This is a genomic window from uncultured Fibrobacter sp., from assembly GCF_946062555.1.
GTDB lineage: Bacteria > Fibrobacterota > Fibrobacteria > Fibrobacterales > Fibrobacteraceae > Fibrobacter.
In genome coordinates this window covers 18,844-33,728 of the sequence record NZ_CAMGVQ010000037.1, presented here as the reverse complement: position 1 = coordinate 33,728, position 14,885 = coordinate 18,844, and the positions used below count along the sequence as shown (strand labels likewise).

The window sequence follows — 14,885 nt, the reverse complement described above, 5'->3', positions numbered from 1 at the left end:
CGCCAGAAGGCTCTTTTGAACCACCCGCCTAGCGGGTGGTTTTCGGTTCATACAACAAAGCCCTCGGGTGTTAACCGAGGGCGGTTGCGAGAGTGAGCTCGTTGACAATTCTTACTTGATTTATTAGAGCGAACGGTTCTTAGTTTCGCGGAACGATGTCCTTGATGGTACCGGCAAGCAAGTGACCGTAGTGCGGAAGGCCCGTTGCAAATCCACGGAACCGAGGGTCGCAAAAATATGCTTGCATATTTTTATGACCGAGGCGAACAGGATTGCAGCTTTGCTGCAAACGGAGGGCCATCGTAGAAGGTATAGGGTTCAGTTTCCGGACGAGAGTCCAGCGATTTCTTGAAACTTTCATCCTTATCCCACAAGGTAAGAACACGCTCCTCAATATCAGGGAACGTCTCGTTTTTATCTACTTCGCGAAACAAAGCCATTATAACAACCTCTATAAAATTTACGCGGGAAATTTAGAAAAAACTGACTAGGAATTCAAAAGGGAAAGCACGCGCTCTTCAATCTGCGGGACAACTTCGCAAGCCGAGAGCCGCGGGAGACTGTTTACAGGCTCCCATGACCGAGGCGAAGAAGTTGGCGCTTGCGCAACGTCTCTTCTTTCTTTACTTCACGAAACATGGGTTACCTCAAACCCCGCGGCACACCGCTGCGGGCACTAAATTTTCGGGTTCAAATTTAGAAAATGTCGCTTATAATATCAAGAAAAGGGTCTCCGATATGCCTCAAATTCGCCACAACTACCCTATTTAATGAAAAAAAAAGTTATATTAATAAAGGAATTCCTGCACGGAGGTTGCATCATGTCGTTAGCCACTTTACAGAAGAAAATAAGCACTTTTCCTGAAGAATACTTCGATGAAATCGACAGTTTTCTCAATTTGCTGGAATTCAAGGTAAAAGTTCTCTCCGCCAAAGAAAAGCAGGACGCCCCCAAAATAATCCCAGGCTTAGCGAAAGGGAAATGGAAATACCCCAAAGACATCAACGCTTTTGACAACGAAGTCGCAGAGGATTTCAAGGAATATATGCCTTCAACGACATAAAGACCCGTTTGACCGGATTTTAATTTGTCAGGCAAAGGTCGAGGGAATGAAGCTCATGACGCACGACTCCCTAATACCCTATTACAACGAGCCTTGCGTTTTGTCGGTGTAGGAAATGCAGAATACCTTGCCGAAGATTTGATTGAAAACGAATCTGAACTGTTTGGGAAATCTCAATTTGGCAAGGCTGGTCAAAATTTTTGGTCACTTTTTTTTCGGCGACATCAACTTCAGCATCACTCTAATCTAAAATACAGCGGACGGCCAGCCGTTTTTCTTTATTGTACGGATACGTATATTTTTCAAGCCTACGCTTTTCATTGGGGGACATTCTGCGAAGTTCTGCCGCCTGGGCGGTAACGGCTGTGGAATCGGATTCCTCCGTTGCCGTCCAACACCATGAAAAATCATAGTTTTTCGTCAGCCCAAATCCATACGCAAGTTCAGGGTCAAGCAATTTAAACAAGGTCTGCCATTCATTTTCTGACGGCAAATGCGTTCCTTCGGGGCACGCTTCTTTTGACGCAACCCATGTATAAAGGGAATCCTTATAGCGTACATTTTCTATAAACCAGTAGACATCTAAGGCCCGCATATACGCATAGACAGAACTATCGCGTAAATCCGTAAGCGACTCCTGCTTTAAAATCCACGACTTGCCACGACACACATAATCAAAATTTTCCGTCGTGCGAATTACCCCCTGAGCCGAATCGGAGCAAAGCCCCCATTTCCTTTCATATTCTGTTGCCGTTCTCCATACACCGTCCTTGCACACATACAGTGCAGAATCCAAAGTTCCCACATGACTATAAAAATCGTTGCTGTCACAAGGAGCGTCAAATGTGTTCTTTTCAAGTTCTGAAGCAACCATCCAAACAATACGATAACCTTCTAGCATTTCCTCTTTGCATATATAATACTTGTCGTTTCGTGCTTTCAAAACCAGTTTTTCACTTTCCTTGTTACATTTGTCTAGCGCAAGTCCAGTCTGCCAAAAATTTTCTAGATAAACTTTATATGGAGCCACCGATAAATAGTAATCAAACGAGCCGTTGCTCGTGTCTTTTAAAAAAGATTGTTTCCAGTTGAAAAGAGTGTTATCAACATAGTCTAATGTTGAATGCTCGATAACATCGCCCGAAAGACGATGGCGTTCCATTCCATACGCATTCTCAGAAAGGGATATCCTGATGGAATCTGGCAAAGTTCCTGTTTTTGCAAATATCGCACCGACCGTTTCCAAATGAGAATCTAGAATCAATGTTGATGCAATCAGCATTCCATCGAAGTGATTACCCCCAAATATATTCAATGCCGAAAATCCTCCCATAGCCCAGATGGAATCTGCGTAGGATTGCATATTCAAGACTCTCAACAATTCATTAAAAGCCTGTTTTTTTGCTTCATCGAACGTCGTTCCTTGATTCTGGACTAGTTCTCTCGTTCTCAGAAATTCAAAGTGAGTAAGAATATTCACATTAAAAGATTTTGCACTTTCATTCGGAGTCCCATACAAAGTATCAAGCCCACCAAGAACATTATTCCAAACCATCGAATAATCCTTACCTATTACAGCAATAACAGCATTAGCTGAATGGGACGCTGCCAAAGAAATCGAAAAACGCCCGTACCTATCGTAGGTAGAATCAACCTCAAGAGTATCCAAGTCGCCCTTGGCATCTAACGACAGCAAATAAATTTTGGAGCCTTGTTCAAACAATCCTTTTTGTGCAAAACCGCAAAAGATTTGCATCGTAGCATCGTCGTCCTTTCCCTTATTTTCGCTATTCGCACTTGAAGAACTTTGGCACAGGGAATCATTGAATGAACTTTCGGGAACAGTCAAGACATTATCTGACGATTGTCCATTTTCAGAACAAGACAACAGGCCAAACACAAGAAACAAAATTATCCAAAAATTCATACCATCTTGAACCTCCATAGACAAATATATCTTTTTTTAAGACAGCCTTCTCCATATAGAACAAAATGTTTAAACCCTAGGACTCTTTTGCCGTATTTCCCCTACTTGTTGCTCTTGCGCCTGTTGCAATCCCTGCACAGCATCTGACAATTCGTGTCAATGGTCGGGCCGCCTTCGCACCATGGCGTAATATGGTCGGCTTCCATTTGTGCAAGTTCGAAATGTTGTTTGCAAATCGGGCATATACCCACTTGACGCTCGTACGCCTTGATTTTCTGGTTGTCCGTAAACGCACGGATTGAAAGGTTGCGTTCGTCACCTGTCAATATGTACGGATAAATTCCTTTTTTGTTGGTTACGTCGTCATCCTTGATGAGTCGGGCGACTTCGTTGTCAAGCATCTTGAAATCGTAGATGTTGTCCTTGTACTTGTCGTATAGCGGTCCCCATTCCACGCCCTTCATGATTTTCTTGCGTTCCTTCGTGGGCCTGAAAGTAGACTCGACCCAATCTATCACCGCCCGAAAATATTGTTGCAGAGCATTGGCGTTCACGTCGTGCTGGTGCTTTGCCATATAGACATCGACGGAATTTCTCGAAATCCACCTGATGGCCGTTTCCAGATAATCCTGACGGATGGCGGAGCCGTTCAGGTAATCGGCTCCTATCTTTTGCGCCAGGCAGCCGTTCTTGCTGAAATAGCGTTTTGCATCGGCGAGCCACGGTCCCGCATACACGGCGTTGCGGAGTTCCTGCTTGGTGAGTTCCTCGCCCGCGATATTGATGGTTTCGAACCATTTCAGTTTTTCGCTGTCGGTGCCGTCGCAAACATACACCATCAGCTCGTAGTCAAGAATCTGTTCCTGTTCGTCCTTCTGCAAGTTGTGAAAATGCTTGAACAGGTAGCTGAAATCGCCCGCGACATATTGACAAATAGAAATTGTCCGTTGTTGTCCGTCGATGACCTCGAATGTTCCGTCTTCACGGACCGCCCAGTACATCACGTTCAGCGGGAAACCCTGACGCACAGTCTCTATCACGGCATCGCGCTGCTTGTCCTTGTAGATAAATTCCCGCTGATAAGGCGGTCGGATGTCGAGTTTGCCGCCGAAGGCGACGACACGACCAGTTTCGTCATCATTCTCGTAGCCTTCCACAAGGTCGCGAATCTTGATTTGCTTGAGTTCGATTTTCATTTAAGCCTCCTTGCGGCGACGGATAAAAATTCTTGCATAAGTTGTTTTGCCATTAATGGCGGGTCGTGCATCGCCATCCTTCAACCGCGGAATACCGACGATTTCAGGATCATAGCCGGCCGATGATTCCATTCCCAAAATTTCGAACTGCTCTGGATTGTACTTATTCAAGAATGTTACGGGAACACCCATCACGCCGTTGAAGTCTTCAGGAATCAGTTCGGTCTTGTTGACTTCGATTGCGTCATAATTGTCGTAATGCGGATAATCCTCTTCGGAATACTTTTTATAGAGAACAATTTCTTCATGACGTTTTGGCAAGTCAAGGTTAGTGAACCAAACCACACCCGACACACGAATCATTCCTTCTTTGTGATCGCCAGCAACAGCAACATCTTGATACTTGCTAAAAAAGTGTGCAGCACCACCCTTGAAACCACAACCAAGCCAAATCTGATTCTCTTTAATCAACTTGAAAATTTCTTTATAGGTTATCGCATTTTGATGACCGACTATAACAAATTTCTTTTCATATTCCACCAATTGCGCAACATACTCCCTGAATAAACTAAAGGGCGGATTCGTCACCACAATGTCGGCCTGTTTCAGGAGTTCAATGCATTCCGCGCTACGAAAATCCCCGTCGCCTTCAAAATAGTGGATGCCGATTTCTTCGGGGTCGGGAACACGGTTGCCGTTCCTGTCGCCAAAGTATTCCAGCCAAATGGCCCGCTCGGAATCGTTCTGGCTGAACAGGTCCCGCTCCTGGTTCTTGTAGCAGGTGGTTATAAGCCGCTTGAGTCCCAGGTGTTCGAAGTTATATGCAAAGTAGTGGAAGAAGTTGGACACGCGGGGGTCGTCGCAGTTACAGAGAACAGTCTTGCCCTTGAAGTGTTTCTTGTAATGTTTCAGTTCGTTCTCGATATCCGAGAGCTGCGTGTAGAACTCGTCTTTCTTGGCGTTCTTCGCGTTATGCAACTGGCTATTCTTCGCCATGGGGCTTGCTCCTTGGAGCCTGCCCTTATTCGTATGCTACGATTTCACGCCAAAAGAAAAAGGCGTGAAGTTGAATGCACTTGCTGTTTCGAGGCTCTCGACTGCCTACCAGAAACAAGCGCAAACAACTCACGCCCCAAATGGGCGACAGAAATGCCTGATTGAGATTGCTTCACCCCTATTCGGGGTTCGCAAAGACAAAACCACCTTGCACGATATGCAAGATTTGCATCTGTCGAAATACACCCAAACGCACTATACAGGGTATAGCGCGCCAAAGCATATATGCGTGAGCGTCTGTCCCATTCTCTCTGGTACGAAACTGTCGAGATTTCGAAACGAGAACGAGAGCAAAAGCTCAAATTGCGAGCGTCGCATCGGCCGAGCTTGCTCAGGCCGATATGACCGAGCATGCCGAGCTTCTGCAAAGCTCAAAAAAATGTCTATGAGAAAGATAGATTATTTTGACAAGAAAGTGAGATGTCCGCTTTCGCGGGCATGACAAAAGGGCGAGTAGATGGGAAAGCCGGGCGCAACAAAAATTTACCAAAAGAGCCCGTTTTTGTAAAAAAAACGCAGAAAACACCCCATCTGGAACCTCCTGACAGGATTCATGTTAGATATGGAGCAGAAATTCTAGCAACGGGGCAAGAAGAAGCCTTTGATACAATTCATATTGCGAAGGCAGACCTGAATGTGATTCTTCCTCCGAATCTCGGTGCCCTTGTAAGCGACATCGCCTTCGTAAAAGGCTCCGCGGACGGAATCGTATCTAAATGTACTGTCAAACTCCTCACATGTTTCGTGAAGATGTTCTATGACCGCACAATCAAGTTTGTGCAAACCATTTTTATTGTCTAGCTTTTTAAGATCGTCACTTAACGATTCAAAATTCAAACTCAATAGATCTATGAAATGAGAATCCGTCAAATCAAGACAGGTGCCTAGAGTATAAACGACCCCTATAACAAAAGGATGTTTGAACGGTTCGGGTTTGTGGTTTTTTGCCCAATCCCACGCACGGTCTTGATTGTTTTCCCAAACGTAAAAACCTTTCCCCAACCATTCATGATCGGCTTTGCTTGAAATAATGTCTCTAGGTTCATTGACGAGTTTCAAGCCATTTTCTTTTTCACAGCCATGAAACCCGATGTAAAGATTCGGTCGTTCGAGATAAAGATCGTCCATACCTAAATTACTTTTGGGCCGTTGCCGGTTCGCGATAAATCTTGCTCAAACGGCCCGATTTGGTAATAATACCTGCTCTCAGAAGACGCCTACGTGCGGCCTCCGGCGAATGGTCTGCAGACTTAATTGCCCTGAGGGTTCTTTCTATGATATTTTCAGTCATAAGATACCTCCGTACTCTAAATATACATTCTTTTACTTGAAGAGGGTAGAGGGGGTTGTTGCATCAAAGCCTATTTTAACAGCATTTTAAAGCAGTTAAGCGCGGGCGTTGCGGGTGCGGCGTCTGAGCACCCGCAGTGGGGGTAGCGGATGGTTCGACAGGCTCACCAACCTTTACGCCGCCTTAAGCCTGGCGAAACAGGAGCGAGGGGGAGTCTTCCCCCTTCCAAAAAACCGAAGGAAGGAGCGGTATGCACGGCGCCGATACCGTCTTCGGTACTCACGTAGTCGGCAGGGTAAATCTTGTAGTGGCGGGACAGCTGGTCCGGCGTCACGAAGGCGTCGGAAATGCGGGAAAGTGGCTCGTAGTCCTTGCCCATGAATTCAGAGCCCTTGCAAGTATCAACGATGTTCGGGTTCTTGAATTAGGCGGCGGTACGGCTTGCGGCAATCCAGTACTTCTTGCCGTCAGCCTCCACCAGGTTGTAGTCCATGTCCGGGCCCACAACGATGCAGAAGTTGGAGTACAGAATCCACGGGGTCGTCGTCCACACGAGGATGCTCGTTTCCTTGAACTTGGCGACCTTCGAGTTGATCGGGAAAATCAGCGTGAGGGACGGGTCCTGACGGTCCTTATAGCCCTGGTTGGTTTCGAAGTTCGAAAGCCATGGAAGCGAGTGAAGCGAAAACGCTTGCGTTTTCATTTCCGAGCTGAACAGGCTTGCAGTTTACTGCAACTCCACCCAGCGGCCCATGCGGCGCACCGTCTTCTTCCATTCGCTGGTGTACTTGAGCACCTTGCCGCGGCAAGTTTCGTTGAACTTGTCGACGCCGAGCTTCTGGATTTCGGCAACGCCAGCGAGACCGAGTTCGTTCTGAACGAGAGATTCAATAGGCAAACCGTGGCAGTCCCAACCGAAACCGCGGGGAACCTTCTTGCCCTTCATGGTCCACTGTGAGCAACAAAGCCCTCGGGTGTTAACCGAGGGCGGTTGCGAGAGTGAGCTCGTTGACAATTCTTACTTGATTTATTAGAGCGAACGGTTCTTAGTTTCGCGGAACGATGTCCTTGATGGTACCGGCAAGCAAGTGACCGTAGTGCGGAAGGCCCGTTGCAAATCCACGGAACCGAGGGTCGCAAAAATATGCTTGCATATTTTTATGACCGAGGCGAACAGGATTGCAGCTTTGCTGCAAACGGAGGGCCATCGTAAAAAGTATACGGTTCAGTTTCCGGACGGGAGTCCAGCGACTTCTTGAACGATTCATCCTTATCCCACAAGCCGAGCACGCGCTCTTCAATCTGCGGGACAACTTCGCAAGCCGAGAGTCGCGGGAGACTGTTTACAGGCTCCCATGACCGAGGCGAAGAAGTTGGCGCTTGCGCAACGTCTCTTCTTTCTTTACTTCACGAAACATGGGTTACCTCAAACCCCGCGGCACACCGCTGCGGGCACTAAATTTTTGGCGGTAAATTTAGAAAAATGATGATTGTTGCGGCAATACAGCCCGCAGACGAAGCCCCCAAAAACCGCCCGAACGGCTAGCCTATCTTAAACTGCAGAATCTCTTCGGCGGTCAGTTCTTCAATTTTTTTTCCGACACGCCTTGCATATCGTCCAAGCTCCAAGAGATTCAATTTGCTCTTTGGAGGATTTTTATACGGATTCGGAGGAGCCATATACTCTTCCATAGAATCCGCCAAAATAACAGCGGGTTTCCTAATTCCACTCATAAGTATAGACCTCCAAAAGTTTTAATGATGCCTCGCCATCAATGTAGAATTGATAGGGATGCAAGGCGCCCAAATAAGACGCTCCCAGAACTTCAATATAGTGATTTAAAAGCTTTTTGTTAAGGGCAAATCCATGAACAGTTCCTTCATACCCCCACGCAAGAGAACGATCCACAGCAACAGCAAAAAGATGCCCTCCAACACCGCTATATTTGGGACTTTCCGTAAGTGTTTTGTTGTTATGCGGAGCAGCACAAGCCCAATGCAAATAGGCTGCATGAGCATCCACATCATTCCGCACTCCAACCAGCCCCTGGATTTCGTTATTCTCCTTCAAGGCGAGAGCGTATACCTCAACTTCTTTGGGAACATCAATCCAATTGATTCCCCACCCATCCTTTTCCTTGAACTTTCTCAGAAACGAGCGACTTTCAATTTTGAATACCACAGTTTCTTTGATTTCGCCTGTTTGAATATCCTTGAGACAAGGAACAATTTCATCCAGCCAAATGTCAACACATCCGCTATTCAGCGTATCATTCATCTTTCACTCCTCCCCGCCTACAAGCTTAAAAAGGCAGGGCTTTAGATTGTTTTATGTCGTGCGCTGAAAACTATTTTCTACACACTTGTGCACTAATATAAATTTCTAGAATCGGATTGTCAAGAGCGCTGCAACATTTTTCAAAAAAAATTATTGAACGAAAATTATCTGCACAGAAGGGAAATGGAAATGTCTACCGAGACAGATCAAAATAGTCATAAGTATCTTCGCTTGCAAAGATACCATTATCAGACAAATTCTTTCTTACGGTTTCAATGGCTATTTCCGATTGATCAATTCCAATCCACTTTCGACCCAATTGACTAGCGGCAACAAGAGTTCCTCCAGAACCTGCGAAACAATCCATAACAATAGAGTCTGCATTAGAAGACGCCTTAATTATCGTTTGAAGCATTTCATGATTCTTTTCGGTCGGATAAAGCGGATTTATCGGATCCTTAAATGTCCAAATATCCTGCATTTTCTTTGTAGAATGTTCATCCGCATAATTAATTTTTCGAGGATTGCCTTTTGCAGACCATTCTATTAAGCCTTGTCGATCAAGTTCTTCCAATTCTTCTACACTACAACGCCAATGTCTACCTGGAGGAGGCAACAAGCCCTTAAATTTTTGGGATGATTTTCCATCCTTCGTTTCTCCCGGTGCATGTATAGGAACAGTTGTGTAATGACGTCCCTCTTTATCGACTTTTGCATAGAGCTTAGCAATATCTTCTTCCGACATGGGTTCTCTTGGTTCGTGCCAAATCGGCTTCTTGCCCTTTGTGTAGAAGAGAATCATGTCCTTAATATTGCCATAGCCGATTCTTGAAAAATTTTTCGGATTACATTTAATTCTCGTAATATCATTTCTGAAATTCTCTATTCCGAAAACTTCATCAAGCATACATTTCACATAATGACCAATTTTGTAGTCAATATGCAGATAAAACGAACCACGATCAGAAAGTAAATCGTGTATTATTTCTACGCGTTCTTGAAGAAACTGTATAAAATCTTTGCCCTTTAATTTATCAGAGTAGGCGATTTTCCCAGAAGACGAATTACTTATTGTGGAAACGCGACCCGTTAAGTCTTTCTTGAATTCACCACCTGTTGCGAACGGAGGATCAATATAGACAAGATCAACCTTGCCTGCAAGGTCCTTTTCATCTATAAGGTAATGTAAGGCTTTTTTATTGTCGCCCTTGATAAGTATATTTCTCATAAGGACTCCAAAAATTCACGAAGAACCAAAGCCGACATGATGTTGTATTCAGTCTTCAACAAATTAAGGAATAGTTTCCCCGTATTTCGTATATAAGGAACGCCGTCAATAATACCGACTTTGACGACATCGGTTCTCGTCAAAGGAGCTTTAATGGTTTCGATGGCATCAACGAATTGGTCGTTTTGATGACCGCCAAAATCTGATATAAACTTCGCTTCTCCGATTACATATGTTCCATTATAACGCGCAATAAAATCAAGTCCTTTTTCTCGCTTATACCCAAATTTTCGGCGAGCAAATTCCATCATGGAATTATCGGAGCCGTCTAAGACTGCATTACATGTTGTTCTTTCAAAGGTGTTTTCACCAACAGGCGTTAAGCCAAGCGCGCCAGACTTCAACCAGTTCCTAAACATAGGCCCCATCTGGCGGTTCGCTTCTTTTGGTTCAGTGCATCGCTTAAAAAGTTCCTGATAGCCCATTTCGTACAAGTCACCGCAAATTCGCTTGATGATATTAGGGTTTCGTCTTATCGCATCCTTTGATTTTCTAAGGTAAGGAATGTAGCTGTCTTTTACGGGGAACAGCGGTAACTCCAGCAACGAACTGATTAAGTTGTAATTATCCCGTTCGTTGAAATATCGTTCTACACGATGCATGACGGACACGTCAATTTTGCGAACATTTTCATGCACGACGGGATAAACCGAGTACAAATCGTCAAGGTACGATTGATTGGCCGCGTAATCAATGCTTTTCTGCGTCCACTGATTTTTTGCTTTCTGTAAGCTCAGCATTTTTGCTCCGTTCCGAGGTGAACGAGTTCACTCTCGTCGGAGCTTTAATCAGGACATTTTCGTAGAACCAACGACACGCAATACCCAGCGCATACAATATGCGCAGGGTACAGTACGCCCATATACAGTACGGGCGTTGCGAGTTTCGTCTTATTCCTTGTATCTGAAAGTGTCGAGTTTTCTAGCCAAGAACAAGAGTTAAACTCTGGATGCGAGTTTAATCCCATTCAGGCATTGAATCACGGATTTTAATAAAAAAGGCGTGAAGTTGAATGCATTTACCAGCTAGAGGCTCTCGACTGCCCGATACAAATAAACACAAACAACTCACGCCCCATAAAGGCCGCAAAGCAAAAAAGACAAAAATAAATCTGCCTACAGCTAAACGATACGGTAGAGCCAATCTACCGCAGACGTGAGCGTTCGTCTTACTCTCTATATCTGGAAACTGTCGAGATTTCTAGCTGAGAATAAGAGAAAACCCTATTTTCTATGAGAAATATAGATTATTCCGCTGTCAAAAGGTGTCTTTTGGGAAAAACATTGCATTTTTGGAGCATTTGGGCGGGTGGGCGAGGCAAGCCGGGCGTTGCGGGCTGGCGTCTGAAGCCCGCTAGAAGGGGTAGCGGAAAACGCCGCTAGGCGGTTGCAGCGAGGGGGAAACTTCCCCCTGTCATAAAACCAATCTTGTAGTGACGGGACAGCTGGTCCGGCGTCACGAACGCATCGGAAATGCGGGAGAGCGGCTCGTAGTCCTTGCCCACGAGTTCGGAACCCTTGCAGGTATCCACGATGTTCGGGTTCTTGAAGTAGGCGGCGGTGCGGCTTGCGGCAATCCAGTACTTCTTGCCGTCCTGTTCCACCAGGTTGTAGTCCATGTCCGGGCCCACAACGATGCAGAAGTTGGAGTACAGAATCCACGGGGTCGTCGTCCACACGAGGATGCTCGTTTCCTTGAACTTGGCGACCTTCGAGTTGATCGGGAAAATCAGCGTGAGGGACGGGTCCTGACGGTCCTTATAGCCCTGGTTGGTTTCGAAGTTCGAAAGCCATGGAAGCGAGTGAAGCGAAAACGCTTGCGTTTTCATTTCCGAGCTGAACAGGCTTGCAGTTTACTGCAACTCCACCCAGCGGCCCATGCGGCGCACCGTCTTCTTCCATTCGCTGGTGTACTTGATTAGAAAAAGGAACCTATTACGGCAAAGCCATTTGGCGATTCTCCCCGCAAAACACTTCCAAATGCTATGAATTCTTAAATTGGAAATGCGGCAAAAAATTCAATTACTCCAATCTAGATTATTCCAATTTGGAATAAAAAATTCCTTTTATTTTGATTATTTGATATGGCATTTTTGCGAACAAACAAATATATTGTTAATCATAAACCATCCATACGGTATAGTTATGACAAATACAAATTCCAACCTCAGGCATATAGTCCTGATCACCCTCTCCGCAGCGATTGGCGGATTCCTATTCGGCTTTGACTCGTCCGTAATCAACGGTGCCAACGGGGCCCTGAAAGTTGACTTCAACGCAACGGACTATGAACTCGCCTGGTCCGTTTCGCTTGCGCTGATCGGTGCAGCCATCGGTGCATTTTTTGCAGGTAAAATCGCCGACGCCCTGGGCCGCGTGCGTTGCATGCTTTTCGCATCGGACCTTTTCGTTTTAAGCGCCATCGGTTCGGGCATTCCCTTCGGCATTCCTGACTTTATCATGTGGCGCGTCATCGGCGGTCTCGGCATCGGCATGGCAAGTATTATCGCCCCGATATACATCGCCGAAACGGCACCCGCCCATTTGCGAGGGCGACTAGGGTCGATGCAGCAGTTCGCCATCGTGATCGGCATCTTCGTGGCGTTACTTTCAAACTACCTAATCGTGCGCATCGCGGGTTCTGCCAACGCTCCCATGTTCGGCAACATCAAGGCCTGGCAGGTGATGTTCTGGGTCGAAGTCATTCCGGCCGTGATTTACGGTTATGCCGCCTGGAGGCTTCCCGAATCGCCGCGTTACCTTGTCCGCAAGGGCTATCTTGACCAGGCCAAGAAAGTACTCGCCATGATCAACCCCGAAGGCATCGACAAAGAAGTCGAAACGATTCAGTCCACCTTTAAAAACAAGAAACCCGCCAAATTTACCGACATGCTCGAAATTATTGACGGCAAGGAAAAGGTTTCGCCGGTTCTGTGGGCTGGCCTCGGCCTCGCCATTTTGCAGCAGCTGGTGGGTATTAACGTCATCTTCTATTATGGCACCATGCTTTGGCAGAGTGTGGGCTTCGGCGAAAGCGATGCCTTCCTCACAAGCGTGATTTCGAGCGCAGTCAACTTGGTGATGACGGTAGTCGCCATTATGCTCATTGACAAGATTGGCCGAAAACCGCTCTTGTTGATTGGTAGTATCGGCATGGCAGTCTCCTTGAGCACACTTACGCTCTGCTTCATGAGTGCGGGCGAAAGCGAAAGCCTCCCGGGACATGCCGCCATCATCGCCCTGATTGCAGCGAACCTCTACATCACCTTCTTCGCCGCGACGTGGGGACCGGTCATGTGGGTGATGCTCGGCGAAATGTTCAACAACCGCATCCGTACCATCGCGATTGCCATTTGCGGACTTGCCCAGTGGTTTGCGAACTTCGTGGTCACCTGGACTTTCCCGGTACTTACCGGCAAAGACGGTATCGGAGTCGGCCCCACCTACGCCATCTACGCGTTCTGCGCCATTTTCAGCATCTTCTTTGTGGCAAAGTTCATCAAGGAGACGAAGGGCAAGGAACTCGAAGAGATGTAACATTTTACTCCTGCACACAAAAAGCTCTCCGATTCGTTCGGAGAGCTTTTTTGCAGAACGCTTATTTGGTTGGCGGCGCGACGGAAGAGGCTGCCTGCAGTTTTGCCTTCTGCTTTTTACGGCGCCACACCTTGAATTCGCTGTAGAGCGTGCTCACGGTGTAAATAAAGAGAAGCAAGAGGATCGTATTTTTCGGGCGGTTCAAGTTGCAAATGCCCCAGGCAATCGTGATAATCGGCAAGTGAATCAGATACGGGTAAAAGGACGCGCGTCCAATCTTGCAAATAATTCCAATGCAGAAAAAACGCGCCATAAAGCCCTCGCCCGTAAGGAGCGAGACCAGGAACAGTCCGTACAACATAATCGGGAGCGAATGGTGGAAGAAATAGTTGAAGCCGGGGTTCAGTTCCGGACGCATCAGGAAAAGGCTCCCGTAAACAGCAGCGAGCATCAGGAACTGCGCGGCACCGCTCATGAATCTCCGTTTCAAGAAATCAAAATGACCTTCCTTGAAGAGTCTGAAAAGCACCATGCCAAACAGGTATTCAAAAATTCGCACCGGCGCAAAAATGTGGAAGAAACGATACTTGGCGTCGTAGCTGTCAAACCATAGATTATCCGAGAGGCCGAAGAAGGTCGCCCACAGAATACCCGGGATAAAGAGCGTTCCGAAAAGCACCCAGAGCGTACGATTACTTTGTCTAAACAACCAGCGGCTAAACCAAGGAGTCACCGCATAGCACACAAAGAAACTCGTCAGCGACCACGAAGGCTCATTCAGTTTCATGCCCAAATCAGGGACAATGGACCAGGTGAGCGAAAGGTGCAAGAAGAGGCTCCGCCACGGATGCGTCATCTTGGCGAGGCCCGCCGCGGCGCAGTCACCTATTTCATTCAAGGCGGGCAAGTGCGTGTAGCCGCTGAACTTGAAGACAAGCACCACGAACATCAGGAGCGTCATGAAGAAATGCAGGCGGTAAAGCTTCGCGATTCGCGCAAACATAAAGGGGACTACCGGAATGCGGCGCGTGGGATCGCTGAACTTGCTCGCGAAAAGGAAACCTGCAAGCACGTAGAAGATCCCCGCCGCAAAAGCCGGCGCATTGATAATGGGCATAACCCACTTGAAGTCCGCCATATAATTGAGCGCCGAGGAGCTACCCAAATGAAGCATCACGATATTTATACTCGCTAAAAGACGGAGACCGTCAAGCGCAGGAAAGTAGTTAGGCTTTATTTTTTCCATAAT

General features: G+C 46.7%; 16 protein-coding genes and 2 pseudogenes. 3 read left to right on the top strand and 15 right to left on the bottom strand.

What is annotated here, in order from left to right:
• Positions 1-139: 139 nt before the first annotated feature.
• Positions 140-361 carry a hypothetical protein gene (locus tag Q0P86_RS11165; RefSeq protein WP_295039481.1) on the bottom strand — a complete coding sequence of 74 codons (222 nt, stop codon included), beginning with the start codon at positions 359-361 and terminating at the stop codon, positions 140-142.
• Between the two features lie 409 nt (positions 362-770).
• On the opposite strand from Q0P86_RS11165, the gene Q0P86_RS11160 reads away from it, so the two are divergent.
• The gene (locus Q0P86_RS11160; RefSeq protein WP_295039478.1) at positions 771-1,064 is read left to right on the top strand and encodes a hypothetical protein; all 294 of its coding nucleotides are present in this window, start codon (positions 771-773) and stop codon (positions 1,062-1,064) included.
• A pseudogene (locus tag Q0P86_RS16920) lies at positions 1,057-1,176 on the top strand (type II toxin-antitoxin system VapC family toxin); the annotation flags it as partial. The gene Q0P86_RS11160 and the pseudogene Q0P86_RS16920, both read left to right, overlap by 8 nt.
• A gap of 129 nt (positions 1,177-1,305) precedes the next feature.
• On the opposite strand, the gene Q0P86_RS11155 reads toward Q0P86_RS16920, so the two are convergent.
• From Q0P86_RS11155 to Q0P86_RS11100, 13 genes and pseudogenes are all read right to left on the bottom strand, one after another.
• Entirely contained in the window at positions 1,306-3,009 is a 1,704-nt protein-coding gene (locus Q0P86_RS11155; protein ID WP_295039475.1) for a hypothetical protein, read from the bottom strand.
• 83 nt (positions 3,010-3,092) lie between these two features.
• On the bottom strand, positions 3,093-4,187 hold the full coding sequence (locus tag Q0P86_RS11150; RefSeq protein WP_295039471.1) for a DUF262 domain-containing protein: 1,095 nt from the start codon (positions 4,185-4,187) through the stop codon (positions 3,093-3,095).
• The gene (locus tag Q0P86_RS11145; RefSeq protein WP_294115564.1) at positions 4,188-5,183 is read right to left on the bottom strand and encodes an adenine-specific methyltransferase EcoRI family protein; all 996 of its coding nucleotides are present in this window, start codon (positions 5,181-5,183) and stop codon (positions 4,188-4,190) included. It lies immediately after the preceding gene.
• Positions 5,184-5,819: 636 nt separating this feature from the next.
• Entirely contained in the window at positions 5,820-6,371 is a 552-nt protein-coding gene (locus Q0P86_RS11140; RefSeq protein ID WP_291022659.1) for a hypothetical protein, read from the bottom strand.
• A 326-nt stretch (positions 6,372-6,697) separates the two neighbouring features.
• A complete protein-coding gene (locus Q0P86_RS11135) occupies positions 6,698-6,913 on the bottom strand; it encodes a hypothetical protein (protein WP_294115563.1) in 216 nt (71 codons plus the stop codon).
• A 45-nt stretch (positions 6,914-6,958) separates the two neighbouring features.
• Positions 6,959-7,237, bottom strand: coding sequence for a hypothetical protein (locus Q0P86_RS16915; protein ID WP_366941338.1), 279 nt, complete (start codon positions 7,235-7,237; stop codon positions 6,959-6,961).
• A 24-nt stretch (positions 7,238-7,261) separates the two neighbouring features.
• Positions 7,262-7,480: a class I tRNA ligase family protein gene (locus tag Q0P86_RS16910; protein WP_366917208.1), complete on the bottom strand. Its 219-nt coding sequence runs from the start codon at positions 7,478-7,480 to the stop codon at positions 7,262-7,264.
• 106 nt (positions 7,481-7,586) lie between these two features.
• Positions 7,587-7,836 (bottom strand): annotated as a pseudogene (locus tag Q0P86_RS11125) (class I tRNA ligase family protein); the annotation flags it as partial.
• Between the two features lie 240 nt (positions 7,837-8,076).
• Positions 8,077-8,226: a hypothetical protein gene (locus tag Q0P86_RS11120; protein ID WP_254794111.1), complete on the bottom strand. Its 150-nt coding sequence runs from the start codon at positions 8,224-8,226 to the stop codon at positions 8,077-8,079.
• Positions 8,227-8,254: 28 nt separating this feature from the next.
• A complete protein-coding gene (locus Q0P86_RS11115) occupies positions 8,255-8,812 on the bottom strand; it encodes a hypothetical protein (protein ID WP_295039464.1) in 558 nt (185 codons plus the stop codon).
• Positions 8,813-9,005: 193 nt separating this feature from the next.
• Positions 9,006-10,040 carry a site-specific DNA-methyltransferase gene (locus tag Q0P86_RS11110; protein ID WP_294115552.1) on the bottom strand — a complete coding sequence of 345 codons (1,035 nt, stop codon included), beginning with the start codon at positions 10,038-10,040 and terminating at the stop codon, positions 9,006-9,008.
• Complete coding sequence (locus Q0P86_RS11105; protein WP_295039461.1) at positions 10,037-10,840, bottom strand: hypothetical protein; 804 nt, start codon at positions 10,838-10,840, stop codon at positions 10,037-10,039. The genes Q0P86_RS11110 and Q0P86_RS11105 overlap by 4 nt, the downstream gene beginning before the upstream one ends.
• 638 nt (positions 10,841-11,478) lie before the next feature.
• A complete protein-coding gene (locus tag Q0P86_RS11100; protein ID WP_295039459.1) occupies positions 11,479-11,928 on the bottom strand; it encodes a class I tRNA ligase family protein in 450 nt (149 codons plus the stop codon).
• 316 nt (positions 11,929-12,244) lie between these two features.
• Between Q0P86_RS11100 and Q0P86_RS11095 the strand changes: the two genes are divergently transcribed.
• A complete protein-coding gene (locus Q0P86_RS11095) occupies positions 12,245-13,636 on the top strand; it encodes a sugar porter family MFS transporter (protein WP_290993866.1) in 1,392 nt (463 codons plus the stop codon).
• A gap of 61 nt (positions 13,637-13,697) precedes the next feature.
• Here the strand turns inward: Q0P86_RS11095 and Q0P86_RS11090 are convergent, their stop codons facing one another.
• On the bottom strand, positions 13,698-14,882 hold the full coding sequence (locus Q0P86_RS11090) for an acyltransferase (RefSeq protein ID WP_295039457.1): 1,185 nt from the start codon (positions 14,880-14,882) through the stop codon (positions 13,698-13,700).
• Between the last annotated feature and the right edge of the window lie 3 nt (positions 14,883-14,885).